Source organism: Enterovirga rhinocerotis (assembly GCF_004363955.1).
Classification (GTDB): Bacteria; Pseudomonadota; Alphaproteobacteria; order Rhizobiales; family Beijerinckiaceae; genus Enterovirga; species Enterovirga rhinocerotis.
In genome coordinates, this window is the sequence record NZ_SNZR01000011.1 from 1388492 (window position 1) to 1404555 (window position 16064).

The 16064-nt window shown below is 68.2% G+C and carries 22 protein-coding genes; 19 read left to right on the plus strand and 3 right to left on the minus strand.

All coding sequences use genetic code 11. The features are described 5' to 3' along the window. The first annotated feature begins 234 nt into the window (after positions 1-234). Positions 235-1008, plus strand: coding sequence for a DNA-methyltransferase (locus tag EV668_RS07235; protein WP_245512909.1), 774 nt, complete (start codon positions 235-237; stop codon positions 1006-1008). Here EV668_RS07235 and EV668_RS07240 read toward each other — a convergent pair. Next, entirely contained in the window at positions 1005-1253 is a 249-nt protein-coding gene (locus EV668_RS07240) for a hypothetical protein (RefSeq protein WP_133769109.1), read from the minus strand. The genes EV668_RS07235 and EV668_RS07240 overlap by 4 nt on opposite strands. A 127-nt stretch (positions 1254-1380) precedes the next feature. On the opposite strand from EV668_RS07240, the gene EV668_RS07245 reads away from it, so the two are divergent. Both EV668_RS07245 and EV668_RS07250 read left to right on the plus strand, forming a co-directional pair. Beyond that, positions 1381-2232 (plus strand): recombinase family protein, encoded by an 852-nt coding sequence (locus EV668_RS07245; RefSeq protein WP_133769110.1) that lies wholly within the window; start codon positions 1381-1383, stop codon positions 2230-2232. Continuing rightward, positions 2223-2594, plus strand: coding sequence for an HNH endonuclease (locus tag EV668_RS07250; protein WP_208111487.1), 372 nt, complete (start codon positions 2223-2225; stop codon positions 2592-2594). The genes EV668_RS07245 and EV668_RS07250 overlap by 10 nt, the downstream gene beginning before the upstream one ends. Here the strand turns inward: EV668_RS07250 and EV668_RS07255 are convergent. Both EV668_RS07255 and EV668_RS25730 read right to left on the minus strand, forming a co-directional pair. After that, positions 2591-3316, minus strand: coding sequence for a Crp/Fnr family transcriptional regulator (locus EV668_RS07255; protein WP_133769111.1), 726 nt, complete (start codon positions 3314-3316; stop codon positions 2591-2593). The genes EV668_RS07250 and EV668_RS07255 overlap by 4 nt on opposite strands. Next, positions 3316-3714, minus strand: a complete 399-nt coding sequence (locus EV668_RS25730; RefSeq protein WP_425359588.1) for a DUF6894 family protein — start codon at positions 3712-3714, stop codon at positions 3316-3318. Before EV668_RS25730 ends, EV668_RS07255 begins: the two co-directional genes overlap by 1 nt. 39 nt (positions 3715-3753) lie before the next feature. Here EV668_RS25730 and EV668_RS07260 point away from each other — a divergent pair, with 39 nt between their 5' ends. The 16 genes from EV668_RS07260 to EV668_RS07330 all read left to right on the plus strand — a co-directional run bounded on the left by EV668_RS07260 (position 3754) and on the right by EV668_RS07330 (position 16060). After that, entirely contained in the window at positions 3754-4242 is a 489-nt protein-coding gene (locus tag EV668_RS07260) for an AAA family ATPase (protein WP_166652375.1), read from the plus strand. Next, complete coding sequence (locus EV668_RS07265; RefSeq protein ID WP_166652376.1) at positions 4242-4727, plus strand: phage terminase small subunit P27 family; 486 nt, start codon at positions 4242-4244, stop codon at positions 4725-4727. Before EV668_RS07260 ends, EV668_RS07265 begins: the two co-directional genes overlap by 1 nt. Before the next feature lie 10 nt (positions 4728-4737). Then, positions 4738-6486 carry a terminase large subunit gene (locus tag EV668_RS07270; RefSeq protein ID WP_133769114.1) on the plus strand — a complete coding sequence of 583 codons (1749 nt, stop codon included), beginning with the start codon at positions 4738-4740 and terminating at the stop codon, positions 6484-6486. 7 nt (positions 6487-6493) lie between these two features. Further along, positions 6494-7810 carry a phage portal protein gene (locus tag EV668_RS07275; protein ID WP_133769115.1) on the plus strand — a complete coding sequence of 439 codons (1317 nt, stop codon included), beginning with the start codon at positions 6494-6496 and terminating at the stop codon, positions 7808-7810. A 1-nt stretch (position 7811) separates the two neighbouring features. Beyond that, positions 7812-8696, plus strand: coding sequence for a head maturation protease, ClpP-related (locus tag EV668_RS07280; RefSeq protein WP_245512911.1), 885 nt, complete (start codon positions 7812-7814; stop codon positions 8694-8696). A gap of 36 nt (positions 8697-8732) precedes the next feature. Continuing rightward, positions 8733-10118: a phage major capsid protein gene (locus EV668_RS07285; RefSeq protein ID WP_245512913.1), complete on the plus strand. Its 1386-nt coding sequence runs from the start codon at positions 8733-8735 to the stop codon at positions 10116-10118. Positions 10119-10222: 104 nt separating this feature from the next. After that, the gene (locus EV668_RS07290; RefSeq protein WP_133769116.1) at positions 10223-10663 is read left to right on the plus strand and encodes a hypothetical protein; all 441 of its coding nucleotides are present in this window, start codon (positions 10223-10225) and stop codon (positions 10661-10663) included. 13 nt (positions 10664-10676) lie between these two features. Next, the gene (locus EV668_RS07295; RefSeq protein ID WP_133769117.1) at positions 10677-11282 is read left to right on the plus strand and encodes a head-tail connector protein; all 606 of its coding nucleotides are present in this window, start codon (positions 10677-10679) and stop codon (positions 11280-11282) included. Then, the gene (locus tag EV668_RS07300) at positions 11282-11512 is read left to right on the plus strand and encodes a hypothetical protein (RefSeq protein ID WP_133769118.1); all 231 of its coding nucleotides are present in this window, start codon (positions 11282-11284) and stop codon (positions 11510-11512) included. Before EV668_RS07295 ends, EV668_RS07300 begins: the two co-directional genes overlap by 1 nt. Further along, the gene (locus tag EV668_RS07305) at positions 11512-11835 is read left to right on the plus strand and encodes a head-tail adaptor protein (protein ID WP_133769119.1); all 324 of its coding nucleotides are present in this window, start codon (positions 11512-11514) and stop codon (positions 11833-11835) included. Before EV668_RS07300 ends, EV668_RS07305 begins: the two co-directional genes overlap by 1 nt. Before the next feature lie 16 nt (positions 11836-11851). Beyond that, positions 11852-12232: an HK97 gp10 family phage protein gene (locus EV668_RS07310; RefSeq protein WP_133769120.1), complete on the plus strand. Its 381-nt coding sequence runs from the start codon at positions 11852-11854 to the stop codon at positions 12230-12232. After that, a complete protein-coding gene (gene gp17 / locus EV668_RS07315; RefSeq protein WP_166652377.1) occupies positions 12232-12654 on the plus strand; it encodes a tail completion protein gp17 in 423 nt (140 codons plus the stop codon). The genes EV668_RS07310 and gp17 overlap by 1 nt, the downstream gene beginning before the upstream one ends. Before the next feature lie 23 nt (positions 12655-12677). Further along, on the plus strand, positions 12678-13118 hold the full coding sequence (locus tag EV668_RS07320; RefSeq protein ID WP_133769122.1) for a hypothetical protein: 441 nt from the start codon (positions 12678-12680) through the stop codon (positions 13116-13118). Continuing rightward, positions 13115-13519 (plus strand): gene transfer agent family protein, encoded by a 405-nt coding sequence (locus tag EV668_RS07325; protein ID WP_133769123.1) that lies wholly within the window; start codon positions 13115-13117, stop codon positions 13517-13519. The genes EV668_RS07320 and EV668_RS07325 overlap by 4 nt, the downstream gene beginning before the upstream one ends. Next, entirely contained in the window at positions 13507-13677 is a 171-nt protein-coding gene (locus tag EV668_RS24720) for a hypothetical protein (RefSeq protein WP_166652378.1), read from the plus strand. The genes EV668_RS07325 and EV668_RS24720 overlap by 13 nt, the downstream gene beginning before the upstream one ends. A gap of 55 nt (positions 13678-13732) precedes the next feature. Next, a complete protein-coding gene (locus EV668_RS07330) occupies positions 13733-16060 on the plus strand; it encodes a hypothetical protein (protein WP_133769124.1) in 2328 nt (775 codons plus the stop codon). Positions 16061-16064 lie beyond the last annotated feature (4 nt).

The following is a 16064-nucleotide window of genomic DNA, read 5'->3' on the forward strand; positions in this document are numbered from 1 at the left end:
GATCGAACCCTTCACGACGTGCCTCGCCTGGACGGATGCGACGCGCTAGGATGATCCCGCTCTCGAAAAGAGGCGGGAGCCCGGGGTGCTGGACACACCTCGAGCGCGAGGAGCAAGCCTCGCATGACCTCGGCCGGCCGGTCACTCGGCCATTCCCGCCACCGCGCACGCGGCTGGGCGGTCCTGCCACGGATCATGCGAGAGACCAATCCTAAGCCGGCAGCAAGGCCGGCCGTGCAGCAACGCGCGCGTCCCGGAGACCTCTGGGCGCTCGGACCTCATCGGATCGTGTGCGGCGACGCCACCGATCCACGTCATGTCGGCCTGGCGCTGGGCGGCGCCAGGCCGAACCTCATGGTGACGGACCCGCCCTATGGCGTGAGCTACGATCCGGCCTGGCGCGAGTGGAGCCTCGGCAAGGCCGGGGTCTCGTTGGGCACCGTCGCGAACGACAACCGTGCGGATTGGCGCGAGGCCTGGGCTCTGTTCCCGGGCGACGTCGCTTATGTCTGGCACGGCGCCCTGTTCGGCAGCGTGACGCAGGATGCCCTGCGCGCCGCCGGCTTCCTCGTCCGAAGCCAGATCATCTGGCGCAAACAGCACTTCGCGATCTCACGCGGTGCCTATCACTGGATGCACGAGCCCTGCTGGTATGCGGTGCGGCGAGGCCGGACCGCATACTGGACCGGCGACCGGAAGCAGCGCACCGTCTGGGACATCGCCAACGCCACGGGCTGGCGCTCCATCGATGACGGCCGCACGGGTCACGCGACCCAGAAGCCGCTCGAATGCATGCGCCGGCCGATGCGCAACCACAGCCGGCCCGGCGACCTAGTCTATGATCCCTTCCTCGGTTCGGGCTCGACGCTCATCGCGGCCGAGGAGCTGGGCCGCATCTGCCTCGGCCTCGAGCTGATGCCGGCCTACGTCGACCTGGTGCTCGACCGCTGGGAGCGGTTCACGGGCCGGACGGCCGAGCGGATCGGAGCGTTTGCCGAGGCGGCTTAGGCCTTGTCGTCGATCCAGGGCAAGCCGAGCAGCTCGGAGTAGAGCCGCTCGTCCAGGTCAGGGCCGTTGTAACGGGACACGGGCTGGTGCTCGTCGCCGGTCGCAAACACGACGACATCGTCGTCGCCAATCTCGCGCTTCGCGCGGGCATCCCAACGGTGATGGATCATGTGCGGGCGTCCAAACACCCGCACCGCGGCCCAGAACCGATCGTCGCGAAAGCCGACGAAGTGAACGCAGCGCATGGTCGAACCGGCCTCGCGAGCGGCGCGATATTCGCCTATTCCGAGCTTTCACGAAAGCTCGGAACGGGCCCTTTTTGGGCCTCCTTCCCCTCTGTGATCGGCGATCGGAGCGCATAGGAGGGCCAGCATGGCAGGCTCGGCCCGCGCTGCTCGAAAACTGGCCCGGGCCAAGAGCCGGCAGGCCAGCCTCCAGGCCTCATCCAGAAGGGCCGTCGGCTATTGCCGGGTCTCGACGGAAGAACAGGCCGCGCATGGTTTCGGCCTCGAGATCCAAGAATCAGCAATCCGCGCCTTCGCGGTGAGCCAGGGTTACGAGATGCTCGAGGTCCTCGCGGATCGCGGGATCTCCGGCGCGACGCTGCCGGCCGAACGCCAGGCGTTCGGGCGCATCCTCGAGATGGCGAGGGAGGGCGGCTTCGTCCTCCTCGTCTGGAAGTTCGACCGCCTGGCGCGCAACCTGCGCCACGCGATCACGACGGTGCATGACGAGCTGCTGGCCCGCGATATCGAGCTGCGGTCCGTCACCGAGGCGGCCATCGACACGGGCTCGCCGATGGGCCGCATGATCTTCGCCATCTTCGCGGGCATGGCCGAGGGCGAGCGCGAGACGATCACGCTGCGCACGAAGTCGGGACGGATCGCCAAGGGGCGCAAGGGCGGCCTCGCCTGCGGATCGGCCCCGCTCGGCTATCGCCGGCGCGAGGACGGCACACTCCAGGTGGTCGAGGGCGAGGCCCGGCTCATCCGGCTGATCTTCGCGTTGCGCGAGGACGGCCTTCTGTTGCGCCAGATCGCGGATCGGTTGAACGCCGACGGGCATCGGGGGCTACGGGGCGGCCTCTGGCGCCCGGGCACCGTCCAGTACGTGCTGGAGAACGAGAAGTATCGGGGCGCGTTGGAATGGGTCTTCGAGGGCGCCGATGGCGCCATCGAGCATGTCCATGTGCCGGGGGCTGTGGAGGCGATCGTATGCCGATAGCCCCGGCACGACATCGCCCCGCAGGCGTCAAGGCGCCCGCCGAGCGGCGGCGAGAGCAGCGTAAGGCCCATGATCGCAAGCGGGGTCGGGAGCAGCCCTGGCGGGCGCTCTACAAGGACCCTCGCTGGCAACAGGCTCGCGAGGTCCAGTTCGCGAAGCAGCCGCTCTGTGAGCGCTGCCTTCGGGTCGGCCGCATCACCGCGGCCTGCGTCGTGAACCATCGCACCGCGCATCGGGGCGACGAGGTCCTGTTCTTCGATCCTTCAAATCACGAATCCACCTGCAAGCGTTGTCACGATCGCACCATCCAACGCGAGGAGCGCGCGGCTATGCGTTCGGTCTTGGCAAGTGGCCTCGTCTAGTCACGCTCTACGGTCTGGTTGAGATGAAGATAATCCGGATTGTAGTCCGCGAAGCGCCGAAGTTCGTCCCAATCACTGACAATGATATCTCGCTTGTCGGTTTGGACAATTCCGTCCATCCTGAGTTGTTGGAACGAGCGATTGACGTGTACTGCGCTTAGCCCGAGGACGTCGCCGAGTTCTGACTGGGTCAGCGGCAGCCTGAAACGATCAGCTTGAGCTAGACCGACCTGCGTTAGCCGGTCCTTGAGTTCACAGAAGAGATGCGCCAAGCGCTCAGGTGCGCTGAGAGCGCCCATTCCCATGATCCAGGCGCGATGTATTGCGGCGTCAACGAGCGTCATGAACCACAAGACGCGGGTTAAATGGGGGAAGTCATCCGATAGCTTCTTGAGATTTTCATGAGGAAACATCACGACTTTGCAGGCGGTGAGCGTTTCCACGCCGTCGTCTAGTTTCTTGAGCAGGAACGAGTGCAAGTCCGCGAAGTCGCCAGGAACGTGGATCGCAGTGATTTGGCGCCGCCCGTCCTCAAGCGTCTTTTGCCGAAGCGCGAACCCCTCGACAATCAACGTACTCTCCGATGAGACGTTGCCTTCCGCGACGAGCTCGTGCTTGGCAGGGATTTCGCGACGCCTGGATGCAGCGTCGAGCAATGCGCGCCGCTCGTGCTCACTCAATGCACCGTGGCGCTCGATCCGCTTAAACAATGCCCCCGGCATCAGACTGCCTTCCAACCACCTGGCACGTCGATCGTCACGGAGGCGATCGTCCGCGCCAGCTCAATACCACTGTGGTCGCGGATTATCACGGTCACGCGCTCAATGACGCCCGCCTGGGCGGCATCGCTCATCAGCCCTATCGCCGCCCTTGCAGCCTCGTGGGTCGCCGTCCTGAGGTCTGGGTACTCGAGCCCATCTCCCACTTCGAGGTGTGTCCCATCTACGCTCTCGAAGAAGTATACCGGCATACCGCGGAAAATGGCTAAGCCTTGCCAACGGTTTCCGTCTTTCGCCGTACACCCTGCGATCGACGCGCATCGACTTCGATAATCGCGGCTCGGTCGTGACCGGGGGGGGGGCCGAAAAGTCTGGGGGCGGTGCGTCTGGGGACCGGCCATCTAGGTTTCTTTTCACGCGTGCAGAATGGAGGAAAAAAGTTGGCCCTCCGTCCGACGCGTCATCGCCCCGTCAATGCGGGCCCGGCGACCTCCATCACGATCGTCTGCGGCCCGCCTGGCGCGGGGAAGAGCAGCTACGTCGAGCGGCACCGCCGCCACGCAGATCTCGTCGTCGACGTCGACGCGCTCTACCACGCGCTGACGCTGGACGAGGGCCGCTGGAAGCCGGAGGCGATCCGTCCCTTCGTGCTCGCGGCACGGGACGCGGTCCTCGCCCGCCTCGAGCGCGCTCAGGCCGAGCTGCGTGCGGCGTGGATCATCACCTGCGGCGAGAACCTCACGCTGCGCCAGCAGCTGCGCGATCGGCTCGGCGCCCGCGTCGTGATCCTCCCGACGCCAGCCGCCGAATGCATCGCGCGGATGCGCCGCCAAGGCCGTCCGCCGGATCACATCCGCGAGATGGTGTCGGTTTGCGAGCGCTGGCACCGGGGCTTCGTCGTCCTGCCGGGCGAAGAGATCGTCGACTGATGGCGGGTCGCAAGCCGAAGCCCGATCACCTGAAGCTGATCACGGGGACGGCGCAGGCCTGTCGCATGAACCCGTCGGCGCCGGAGGGCTCGAAGGCGCCGCCGGTCGCGCCCGACTGGCTGTCCGAACGCGCGGCCGAGATCTTCGAGGGCCTCGTCGAGATCCTCGGCGAGATGGGTCTCGCCTCAGGCTCCGACACCGCGATGCTGGCGATGCTGGCCTCGCGCATCGAGGAGGTCGAGATCTGCACGGCCGTGATCGAGGATGCCGGCCGCGTGTACGTTTCGAAGGCCGAGACCACGACGGGCGAGGACGGCACGCTCGTCGTCAAGCAGATGGTGCGAGCCCGTCCCGAGGTGTCGATGCGCAACGAAGCGCTGCGACACGTCCAGTCCCTCCTGGCCGAATTCGGCCTCTCGCCGGCGGCACGCTCGCGCGTCTCGGCCGCCGGGAAGAAGGAAGAGGACGAGTTCGCCGACTTCTGAGGGCGCCCGCATGCTTGGACCGTTCAAGCATGTGGCCGTCGGCACGGATTGGGCCCGCCGCGTCGTCGCCGGCGAAATCCCGCAATGCAAATGGATCCGGCTTCAGTGCCAGAGCCATCTCGACGGCCTGGCTCGCCAGGAAGATCCGGACTACTCCTTCTATTTCGACGAGCGGGCCGCGACGCGCCCCTGCCGCTTCGTCGAACGGATGCCGCACACGAAGGGGAAATGGGCGCGGAAGGCCGAGCGGCTCCGCCTCGAGCCGTGGCAGTGCTTCAAGACGATCGTCCTCTTCGGCTGGAAGCGGAAGAAGGACGGCCTGCGCCGGTACCGCAAGGCGCTCATCCTCGAGCCGCGCAAGAACGCCAAATCCACTTGGGCGGCCGCGATCGGCCTCTACATGCTGGTCGCGGATGGCGAGCACGGCGCCGAGGTCTATTCGGGGGCGACGAGCGAAAAGCAGGCCTGGGAAGTCTTCAAGCCCGCCAAGCTCATGGCGCAGAAGCTACCGGCCCTGCGGCGCAAGTTCGGCCTCAGCCTCAACGCGAAGAACATGCATGTTCTTCACAACGGCTCGAAATTCGAAACGCTGATCGGCCGGCCCGGCGACGGATCCTCGCCCTCCTGCTCGATCCATGACGAGTATCACGAGCATCCGACCGACGCGCAGGTCGATGCCATGGAAACCGGGATGGGGGCGCGCGAGCAGCCCCTCCTGCTGATCATCACGACGGCCGGGTCGAACCTCGCGGGCCCCTGCTACGCCGCACAGGTCGAGGCGCAGAAGGTGCTGCAGGGCGTTATCGAGAACGACGAGCTGTTCGCGCTCATCTTCACGGTCGATCCCGACGTCGATTGGACGACGGAGCTGGCGCTCCGGATGGCCAACCCGAATTACGACGTCTCGGTCTCGGCCGAGTTCCTGCAGGCCCGCCAGCGCGATGCGATCAACAACGCGCGCAAGGTCGGGATCTTCAAGACGAAGCATCTCAACGTCTGGGTCCAGGCGGCGACGGCCTATTTTAACGTTCAGCGCTGGGTCGAGAGCCTCGAGGAGAAGCTCACCCTCGCCGACTTCCGGGGACAGCCCTGCCGGCTCGGTCTCGACCTCGCCTCGAAGGTCGATATCGCCGCGCTCGAGATCGTCTTCGACCTCTCCGCTTGCGATCCGACGCCAATCGTCGAGAGGCTGCAGGCGAACGGCCGGCGCTATGCGCGCTTCGGGCGCTACTATCTGCCCGAGAAGACGGTCGAGCTGGGGGAAAACGAGCATTACCACGGCTGGGTCCGCGACAAGTGGATCACGCCGACCGACGGCGACATGACCGACTATTTCCAGATCCTCGACGACATCGTCGGGGTCGAGGGAGAGGACGGCCAGCGCACGGGCGGCCTGATCCGCGATCACACGGTCGAGGAGGTCGCCTTCGATCCTTCGCAGGCGACGATGTTCGTCACGGCCCTCGGCCGCGAGAACGTCACCTGCGTCGAGGTCGGTCAGACGGTCCTCAATTTCTCGGAGCCGCTGAAGGAGATGGAGGGCCTCGTCCGGTCCCGCGCCATCGCCCATAACGGCGATCCGGTCATGACCTGGATGCTCTCGAACGTCGTCGTGAGGCCGGACCTCACCAAGGACAACGTCTATCCGCGCAAAGAGCGGCCGGAAAACAAGATCGACGGCGTCGTCGCGCACATCATGGCGCTCGGTCGGCACATGGCCGCGCCCGACGATGGCTTCGGCGGCATCCTGATATTGTGAGGTGCGGATGACGCACGGCATCCCGTCGATCCCATTGGCCCGGCCGATCGACGGCGCAGCCGCGCCTGCGCCGCGGGCCGCTGGCCAGTCGGTCTTCATCGACAGCCTGACCGATGGCCGCCTCGAGGAGTTCCTGCGCGGCGGAGCCGCGACCGCCTCGGGCATCGCCGTGTCGGCCGAGGCCGCGCTCAGCGTCGCAACGGCCCATCGCTGCGTCACGCTCATCACCGGTGCCGTTGCGTCGATGCCGATCGACCTGAAGCGTCGCGCCGGCAAGCTGCGCCTCGATGCCGACGATCATCCGCTCTGGCGGGTCCTGCGGAAGCGCCCGAACCCGTGGCAGACCCCCTCGCAGTTCAAGCGCTACATGCAGGCCTGCGTTCTGCTTCGGAAGGGCGGCTTCGCGCGCATCGTCCGGTCCGGCCGCAAGATCACCGCGCTGATCCCGCTCCATCCCGATCGTGTCGTGGAGGTCCGGCAGCTCCCCGACCTCACGCTCGCCTTCGATTATCTCCGGCCCGACGGCGGCCGGGTGACGATCCCGCAGAAGGACATGTTCTATCTCTGCGGCCTGTCGCTCGACGGCGTCCGCAGCATGTCCGTGCTCGCCTATGCGCGCGAGACGGTGGGCGAAAGCCTGGCGCTCGCCGCCCATGCGCGGAACCTGTTCCGGAACGGCACCGCGATCGGCGGCGTCCTCTCGTCGGACAAGAGGCTCACGCCGGAGCAGCGGGACAGCTTGCGCGAGGAGCTGGAGAGCTTCCGCGGCGCCTCGAACACCGGCAAGAACCTCATCCTGCAGGATGGGCTGAAATACGATCGCCTCGGCCTCACGTTGCAGGACGCGCAGTTCATCCAGAGCCGCGAGCTGTCGCAGCTCGAGGTGTGCATGTTCTTCGGCACCCCGCCGCACATGGTCGGCCTGACGACGAAGACGACGTCATGGGGCTCCGGGATCGAACAACAGAGCCAGGGCTTCGTCACGTACACCCTGCAGGACTGGCTGACGATGTGGGACGAGGCGATCGCCCGGGACCTCGTCGACGACGCCGAGCCCCAGCTCTACGCCCGGCACAACACGAACGCGCTCGTGAGGGGCGACATCAAGACCCGCTTCGCCGCCTATGCCGTCGGCCGCCAATGGGGCTGGCTCAGCGCGAACGACGTCCTCGAGAAGGAGGACGAGAACCCGATCGAGGGCGGGGACACCTATCTCAGCCCGTCGAACATGCAGGACGCCGTGGCGGCCGCCGATGCGACGTCGAAGCTGCTCGCCGGCGATGCCGCCTCCAAACCCGAGGACCAGCCCGATGGGGACAAGTAAGATGCGCCTCCCGCGCGTCATGGCGGCCGCGCGCCCGGGCGCGATCGCGCTGCCCTCGCGGCGCGACGTCGCCGCCTATTCGAACCCGGCCGTCCTCGACCGCTGGAACGCCGGCATCCGAGCGGCCGCGAGCGGCGAGAACGTCATCACGATCTACGACGTGATCGGCGAGGATTACTGGTCGGGCGGCGGCGTCACGGTGAACCGGATCGACGCGGCTCTTCGCCGGATCGGCGACCAGGCCGTCGAGGTGCACATCAACAGTCCCGGCGGGGACATGTTCGAAGGCATCGCCATCTTCAACCGGCTTCTGCAGCACCCGGCGCCGGTCGGGGTGAAGGTGATGGGCCTCGCCGCGTCGGCCGCCTCGATCATCGCGATGGCGGGCAACACGATTGCCATGGGGCCGGCGAGCTTCCTGATGATCCACAATTGCTGGGTCATCGCCGCCGGCGACCGCAACGACATGGCTGAGACGGCCGCCTATCTCGCGCCCTTCGACGACGCCATGGCCGCGCTCTATGCAGGCCGCTCCGGCGCCGACAAGACGACGGTCGCGGGCTGGATGGACGCCGAGACGTTCATGTCTGCCGAGCAGGCGATCGAGAACGGCTTCGCGGATTCTCTTCTCACGGCCGACGAAATGGAGGTCGACGAGGGCGCCCGCGAGCAGGCCTCGGCCCATAACGCCGTTCGCAAGGCCGAACTCGGCCTCTGCCGGTCGATGTCGCGCAGCGAGGCGCGGAGCCTCCTTTCGAAGATCAAGGGCACGCCTGGCGCTGCCCCGGACGCCGGCGGCGGCGCTCCGAAGACCGCCACGCCCGGCGCTGGCGACCTCTCCTGGCTCGGCGCCGCCGCCGATCTCACGCGGGCCCTCGGGGCGTAGGCGCCCTTCCCGCATTCATCCCAGAAAGGTTCCTCCATGGGCAGGTTCTTCATCGTGCTGGGGCTCGTCGCCCTGGCCTCTCTCACCGTGTCCGACGCCTATGCCATGGGCGACGTCGTCCGCGCGGCCGCGTCCGTTCCGGTCGTCGCGCCCATCGCGCTCGCCGCCCTCACGGCCGTGCAGATGCCGCGCTCGATCCTCAGCATGCCGCGGGCCGAGGGCGATCCGGCGAAGGTGCTGGCCAATCTCACGAAGGCCTTCGAGGACTTCAAGGCCGAGAACGAAACCAAGCTGAACGCGAAGGCCGACGTCGTCACCGACGAGAAGGTCGAGCGCATCAACACGGCCGTCACCGAGCTGCAGGCCTCCCTCGATTCCATGGCGACCCGCCTTGCCTCGGCCGAACTCGGCGGCGGCGGCAGCGAGGGCCCGGTCTCGGCCGAGGTGCGCGCGTATCGCGGACACTTCGCGTCCTATTTCCGCCAGGGCGACGGCGAGCGCGAGGTCAAGGCCTACAACGTCAAGGCGGCCGCCCGCACCGGCTCGAACCCGGATGGAGGCTATCTCGTCAGCGATGAGATCGAGACGACGATCGGGCGCGTGCTCGGCAAGGTCTCGGCCATGCGCCAGCTCGCGAGCGTCCGCACGATCGGCGGCGGCAGCTACAAGAAGATGCACGGCGTCGGTGGGGCGACCTCCGGATGGGTCGGCGAAACCGGAGGCCGGCCCGAGACGGCCACGCCGAAGCTCGCCGAGCTGTCGTTCCCGACCATGGAACTCTACGCCATGCCGGCGGCGACCCAGACGTTGCTGGACGATGCGGTCGTCGATATCGGCGCCTGGCTCGGGGACGAGGTCTCGCTCACCTTCGCCGAGCAGGAAGGCGCCGCCTTCATCCTCGGAGACGGCGTCAGCCGGCCGCGCGGCCTTCTGACGGTTCCGACGGTGGCCGACGCCAATTGGGGCTGGGGCAAGGTCGGTTTCGTCGCCTCGGGCGCCGCCGCCGGCTTCGACGGCGATGCGCCTGCCGACGCGCTCATCGACCTCGTGCAGGCCGTGCGGGGCGGCTACCGCCAGAACGCCGGCTTCCTGATGAACCGGAAGACGGTCGCGACGATCCGCAAGTTCAAGGATGGCCAGGGCAACTACCTCTGGCAGCCCTCGATCCAGGTCGGAGACCCTTCGACGGTGCTGGGATACGGCATCACCGACGACGACAACATGCCCGACGTCGGGGCGGGGGCCTTCCCGATCGCCTTCGGCGATTTCCGCCGCGGCTATCTCATCGTCGACCGGGCCGGGGTGCGCGTCCTGCGCGATCCCTACACCGCCAAGCCCTACGTCCTCTTCTACACCACCAAGCGCGTCGGCGGCGGCGTCCAGGACTACGAGGCGATCAAGCTCTTCAAGATCTCCGCCTGACGCGGGGATCGCCGATCGGGGCGCGGCCGCGGCCGCGCCCTTCCCCTGTCCGCCGGCACGGCGCCGAGAGCGGCCAGGTCCTCTCGACACAAGGATAGGCTCCCATGCGGGACGCAATCAGCGACATGCTCGTGAAGCGGGTGCTCAGCCCCGTCAGCGTGGCGGACAACACGGCCCTCGTCGGCCAGGTCATCGACCGGCAGGGCTTCGACAGCCTCGCCTACCTTATCGCGACCGGCGCGATCGCCGACGCGGACGCGACTTTCTCCGTCCTTCTGGAGGAGAGCGACGCGGCCAACATGGCGGGCGCCACGGCCGTTCCCGACATCGATATGAACAGCCAGGATCCCGCTCTCGCTCCGGAGGCGGCCGCCGGCTTCACCTTCGCCAGCGACGATCAGGTTCGCAAGCTCGGCTATGTCGGCAACAAGCGGTACACGCGGCTGACGATCACGCCGGCGAGCAACGCCTCGGCTGCGCTCGTCTCGGCGATCGCCGTGCTCGGCCGGCCGGATCGCGCGCCGGTCGAGCAGCCGGCGAGCTGATCGGCATCGCGCAATGATCTACGTCCGCTCGACGCCGCCGGCGCTGCTGCCGGTGACGCTGGCGCTGTTCAAGCAGCAGCTGCGGCTCGAGGCGGACGAGAGCTTCGAGGATCTGCTCCTCCAGAGCTATCTCGAGGCTGCCGTGGCGCATCTCGACGGGCGCGACGGGATCCTCGGGCGCTGCCTCGTCGACCAGGTCTGGACGGCCTATGCCGAGGGCCCCGTCCGGCTGCCCTGCGGCCGGGCCGGGTTCCGGCTCGAGCTGGGGCCGGTCAGGTCGGACCTCACCGTCTCCGTCCGCTATTGGGCGGCGGGGGAATATCAGGACGTCGATCCGGGTCATTACCGGGTCGAACAGGAGCGCCTCGAGGAGGCGAGCGTCGTGCTCGCGCCAGGCGCGTCGTGGCCCGCCGCCGAGCCTGTCCGGAACGCCTGGCGCATCGACTTCGTCGCTGGCTTCGGCGCGGCCGCGGCCGCTGTACCGGCACCGCTCCAGGCCGCCATCCTCCTCCTTGCGACCGATCTCGCCAACGACCGCTCGGGCAAGACGCTCGCGAGCCTCGTCACGAACCCGACCGTCGATCGCCTGATCGCGCCGTACAGGAAGGTGGCCGTCTGATGCCGAAACCCCGCATCGTCCTCGCGCCCGCCCATGGCGGCGAGAACGCGCCGCGCGCCCTCTTCGTCGACGGCGTCATGATCCCGGGCGTGCGCGCCCTCATCGCCGAGGCCGGCGGCGACGTTCTCGTCGTCATCGACCGGGCGCAGGTCGGCGTCGATCCGGCCCTCGCCGATTTCGACGACGTCGTCGTCACCGCGATGCCGATCGGGCCGGCCCGCACCGTCTGATGCAGCCCGGCCGGCTGAACACGCGCGTCGCGATCTCGCAGCGCGCGATCGTCGACGGGATGCGCCAGGGCGACCCCGCTCCGGCCTTCTCCTGCTGGGGCCGTTGGGCCGCCGGTGGCGCGCGCACGCTCGAGGAGGCCGGCTCGCGCACCGATGCCGTCGCTGGCGTGCTGACGGTGAACGACACGCCACGCAATCGCACCATCGCCCTCGACGATCGCGTCGCCTTCCGCGGCGCGGATCTCGTCGTGGCCTCGGCGCCGATCCCGGACGGGACAGGCTTCCTCGCCATCCAGCTCTCGCGCCAGGTCGGCGCCACATGACGCGAGGCGCGCCGCGATGAACCTGTTCGACCTCGCCCGGCTCGCCTATTCGGCGACCGTCTCGTCGACGGCCGTGGTCGACCAGCTCGGCCGGATGGCGGTCAAGCTCGTCCTGTCCAGCAGCGCCGTCGACGTCGAGACGGCCCGGCGCCTGGTCGATGCGATGAAGGATGACGCTCCGCAGCGCACCGGCGCGCTGCGCGAGGGCATCACCTCCCGCACCGAGGGCAACCAGACCATCGTCGAGGCCTCGGCTGAACGGGACGCATGGGACTACGCGCCGTTCGTGGAGAGCGGGACCGAGTTCATGTCGGCCGAGCCGTTCTTCTACGACAACGCCGACCGCATCCTCGGCGAGCGCGCCGAGCGCATGGACGACGTGGCCGGGAGCCTCTGATGCCGATGGTCGCTGCCATCCTCGCCCTTCGCGATGCCGTGAAGGCGACGGCGCTCGCCGACGTCTCCCTCGCAGCCGAGATCGGCCCGCGCTTCTTCGACCGCCCGCCGGACGCGAAGGACAAGCCGACCTTCCCGTACGTCTTCGTCGGGCCGAAGAAGATCGATCGCCACGAGCTGTGCGACGATCCAGCCCGGCCCGCGCGGATGCGCCTCTACGTGGCGACCCGCGATTTCCAGAGCGACGAGGCCTGGACGCTCGCGCAACTCCTCGCCGACGCCCTGGACGGCGCCAGCCCCGATCTCGCCGCCCCGTGGGGCCTGACCGAGATCCGCGTCGTGACCGCAGGCGACGCCGCCGAGGCCGGCCAGCCGCGCCAGGTCTTCCTCGACATCACGACCGTCATCTTCCGGGCCGGATAGGCCCCAAACGCGGGACCCTCACCATGGCACAGATCAAGCCGCTTAGCGGCCGCAACCTCGAAGTGCGCCGCAAGAACGGCGCCGCATGGGACCTCGTCTGCGTGGCCTCGACGAAGCGGCTGCAGAAGACGAACGAATTCGATGACGCCTCGGTCATCGACTGCGACAACCCGCAGGCCGTGCCGGTGCGCCGCTCGGTCAAGAAGATGACGGCCTGGACGATCAACATCTCCGGGACCACGGGCGGCTCGCAGATGATCACGCTGGACGCCGATTGCGACAGCGAGACGCCGATCACCTATCGCTTCGTGAAGGTCGCGTCGCTCGCCGATGGCGGCGGCCATTGGGAGGGCGACGTCTGGTTCGAGAACCTCGAATTCTCGACCGAGGAGAATGGCATCGTGAAGTTCACGGGCCAGCTCCGCGGCGAGGGCCCGCTCGACTGGACGCCGGTCACGCCGTGAGCGAGACCATCGACACCTCCCGCACCGCGATCGACTGGCCTTTCGGCGGGAAGACGCGGCGCTTCCAGCTGCGGCTCGGCGAGATCTCCGAGCTGGAGCGCCTCAGCCGGGCCGGCATCGGCGAGATCATGTTGCGCCTCGCCGGGCACCGCTTCTACGCGGCCGACGTGTGGGAGACCATCCGGCTCGGCCTTGAGGGCGGCGGCATGCACGACGCGCTCGCGACGGCGCTGGTCGAACGGTACCACACGCGCCCGATCGCCGATTACCTCGACCTCGCGGGCAAGATCCTGTCGGCCGCCGTGACGGGCGTCGAGGCGGCCGAGCCGGGAAAAGAGGAGGCGGCGACGAGCCCGGAAACCTCGCCGCCTTCTACCGATCCGGGGGAATGGCCGGCCTGAGGCCGGAGGAGGTCCGGCGCATGACCGTGCCGGAATTCGCGGCCTTCATGCAGGGCTTCGCAGCCTTCCACGGCGCCGACGAGACGCCCGAGGCCCCTTCGGCCGACGCCTGGCAGCAAGCGCTCCAGCGCGACGCGCTCGGCCGCGACGCGGCCTGATCGTCATCATCGCGGCCGGCCGCCTCGGAGGCCGCCATAGGGATCGGGGGTGAGCATGGCGATCAACGCCCCCATCATGATCCGCTTCGGCACCGAGACCGGTGCGGCCAAGGCGGGGATGCAGGATCTCGCGGCCTCGGTCGCGGCGAATGTCGTGAAGATCTCCAGCGCCTTCGACGGCGCGAAGAAGGCCTTCAACCCTTCGGATGCGCGCCAGGACGCGCTCGAGGGCGTGCTCAAGAAGAACCTCGCCGCCTTCCGCGACCTGGCGCAGCAGACGGGCGGCTACGGGGCGGCCTTCGGCTCGGTCGCTCGGACCGTGATCGCCGACAGCACCTCGATCAGCGCGGCCACGCTGAAGGCCGCGAACGATCACAATTTCGCGCTGTCCGCCATGGGGCTCGCGGCCCTGAATGCCGGGCGCCAGACCCGAACCGGCACTGCGGCCATGGACGCGGCCTGGACGGTCGGGACCGCGCCGATCGTGACGAAGGCGGCCTTCCTCAGAACCGAGATCGCGGGGGTGTGGAATACGCTCGCCGCCTCGCCGGCGTTTGCGGCCGGAACGACGGCTGCAGCCGGGCTCGTGGCGTTGATCGCGGTTCTCGGCGCGGTCGACGCGGCCGCGCGCGCCGCGCAGGAGCGTCTCGACGGCGTCATGAAGATCGCCAAGGGCGCCGAGGGCGCCGGCGTCGGCACGTCGTTCTTCCAGCGCTGGCTCGGCGAGGCCAAGAGCCTGCAGATCGAGGCGTCCAAGCTCGAGGCTATGCTCGAGCGTGCGCGCGACGCCGCGACGATGAGGATCGGCGAGGGGGAAAAGGGGCCCTCGTCCTCGATCGGCGACCGACTGACTCAACATGTGCGGGCCGGCAATCTCAGCCAGGGCGATTTCGATCGATACACTGGGGCCGACAGCCAGGAGGCGCGGATCCGCGTCGTCCTCGACCTGATCGATCAGCTTCGCCAGCGGGGTGCGAACCTCGCGGCGCTGGATCTCGCAGGCAAGATGTTCGGTTCGGACTTCGAGGCCAAGCTGCGAAGCGGCGTCGACATGGTCGGCAAGATGCGCGACGCGCTGACCTCCGCCGCTGGGATCACGGCCGACGGCAGCTGGGTCAGAACGCCCGAGCAGATCGAGCAGGCGGAACGTCTGAAGAAGACGCTCGAGGAAACGCAGCGAATCCTCGGCGAGGCGCTGCTCCCGCTCAACCGCGATCTCGCGGCCTACCAGGCGCAGCAGGCCCAGGCGCAGGCCGATTTCAACCAGGCGATCGCGCAGGCCGTCTCCACGGTGATGGGCCTCTACAACTGGTTCGTCAGCATCGGCGACGCCATCACGAAGTTGGGCAACCACCCCTTCTGGAAGAAGATCAGCGACCTCTCCGACAGCCTCGGCCTGTCGAACTATTCCGGCATCGAGAGCGTCGATCCGAACAAGCCGAAATCGACCGGCGTCCCGAAGGATGCCGATGAGGGCGGGCCTCTCAAGGTCACGGTCAACCCGAAGACGGATAGGTCGAAAAGCCTGCCGTCGGGCAGCAAGGGTGGAGGGGGCGGCGCAGCGGCCGAGTCCCTCGACCAGGTCGAGAAGCTCATCCAGCAGCTCGAGAAGGCGAACGCCACCGCCAAGGCCGAGCTGGAGAGCGTCGGCAAGACCAATGTCGAGCGGGCGAAGGCCGTCGAGCTGGCCAAGGCGGAATCAGCCGCGAAGGAGGCGGGCCGTGGCCTCACTGACGAGGAGCGGACCAAGGTCATCGCCCTCGCCGAGGCGCAGCAGACGCTGAAGGACAAGACGCTCGACGCCAAACAGGCCCTGCAGCAGCAGGCCGAGGCGATGCGCTCGCTCGGCCAGATGGGCGTTGACGCGCTCGGCGACATGATCCTCGAGGGCAAGTCCTTCGAGGACACGCTCCAGTCCCTCAGCAAGCAACTCGTGAAGATGCTGCTGCAGGCAGCCCTGATGGGCTCCGGCCCGCTCGCCGGCGTTCTCGGCATGGCCGCGCCCGCGAGCGCCGGCGGGAACGCCGCCGGCGGCCTCCTCGGCATGATCATGGGCGGCTTCCGGGCCAATGGCGGCGAGGTCATGGCCGGCCGCGGCTACACCGTGAACGAGCTCGGACGCGGCGAGGTCTTCGTGCCGGGCTCCAACGGCCGGATTTATCCGATCGGCCAGGGAGCGGGCGGGGGTGGTGGCGGTGATCTCTCCGTCACCATCAACGAGGCGCCAGGCGTCCAGACCTCCGTGAAGCGGAGCGGCAACCACCTGACGATCGACCAGGTCGAGCGGGGGATGGAGAGCCGCATGGCGCGCCGCGCCGCGCAGGGGCGCGGCGATCTCGGCGACGTCTTCAAGACCAACAAGCACGCCTTCAACCGGGGCTGATCGA

Excerpts from the sequence above, each read along its gene's own strand:
- EV668_RS07240 (WP_133769109.1), bottom strand. The coding sequence starts at position 1,253 with ATGCGCTGCGTTCACTTCGTCGGCTTTCGCGACGATCGGTTCTGGGCC.
- EV668_RS07245 (WP_133769110.1), top strand. The coding sequence starts at position 1,381 with ATGGCAGGCTCGGCCCGCGCTGCTCGAAAACTGGCCCGGGCCAAGAGC.
- EV668_RS07250 (WP_208111487.1), top strand. The coding sequence starts at position 2,223 with ATGCCGATAGCCCCGGCACGACATCGCCCCGCAGGCGTCAAGGCGCCC.
- EV668_RS07255 (WP_133769111.1), bottom strand. The coding sequence starts at position 3,316 with ATGCCGGGGGCATTGTTTAAGCGGATCGAGCGCCACGGTGCATTGAGT.
- EV668_RS25730 (WP_425359588.1), bottom strand. The coding sequence starts at position 3,714 with ATGGCCGGTCCCCAGACGCACCGCCCCCAGACTTTTCGGCCCCCCCCC.
- EV668_RS07265 (WP_166652376.1), top strand. The coding sequence starts at position 4,242 with ATGGCGGGTCGCAAGCCGAAGCCCGATCACCTGAAGCTGATCACGGGG.
- EV668_RS07270 (WP_133769114.1), top strand. The coding sequence starts at position 4,738 with ATGCTTGGACCGTTCAAGCATGTGGCCGTCGGCACGGATTGGGCCCGC.
- EV668_RS07275 (WP_133769115.1), top strand. The coding sequence starts at position 6,494 with ATGACGCACGGCATCCCGTCGATCCCATTGGCCCGGCCGATCGACGGC.
- EV668_RS07280 (WP_245512911.1), top strand. The coding sequence starts at position 7,812 with ATGCGCCTCCCGCGCGTCATGGCGGCCGCGCGCCCGGGCGCGATCGCG.
- EV668_RS07285 (WP_245512913.1), top strand. The coding sequence starts at position 8,733 with ATGGGCAGGTTCTTCATCGTGCTGGGGCTCGTCGCCCTGGCCTCTCTC.
- EV668_RS07290 (WP_133769116.1), top strand. The coding sequence starts at position 10,223 with ATGCGGGACGCAATCAGCGACATGCTCGTGAAGCGGGTGCTCAGCCCC.
- EV668_RS07295 (WP_133769117.1), top strand. The coding sequence starts at position 10,677 with ATGATCTACGTCCGCTCGACGCCGCCGGCGCTGCTGCCGGTGACGCTG.
- EV668_RS07300 (WP_133769118.1), top strand. The coding sequence starts at position 11,282 with ATGCCGAAACCCCGCATCGTCCTCGCGCCCGCCCATGGCGGCGAGAAC.
- EV668_RS07305 (WP_133769119.1), top strand. The coding sequence starts at position 11,512 with ATGCAGCCCGGCCGGCTGAACACGCGCGTCGCGATCTCGCAGCGCGCG.
- EV668_RS07310 (WP_133769120.1), top strand. The coding sequence starts at position 11,852 with ATGAACCTGTTCGACCTCGCCCGGCTCGCCTATTCGGCGACCGTCTCG.
- gp17 (WP_166652377.1), top strand. The coding sequence starts at position 12,232 with ATGCCGATGGTCGCTGCCATCCTCGCCCTTCGCGATGCCGTGAAGGCG.
- EV668_RS07320 (WP_133769122.1), top strand. The coding sequence starts at position 12,678 with ATGGCACAGATCAAGCCGCTTAGCGGCCGCAACCTCGAAGTGCGCCGC.
- EV668_RS24720 (WP_166652378.1), top strand. The coding sequence starts at position 13,507 with ATGGCCGGCCTGAGGCCGGAGGAGGTCCGGCGCATGACCGTGCCGGAA.
- EV668_RS07330 (WP_133769124.1), top strand. The coding sequence starts at position 13,733 with ATGGCGATCAACGCCCCCATCATGATCCGCTTCGGCACCGAGACCGGT.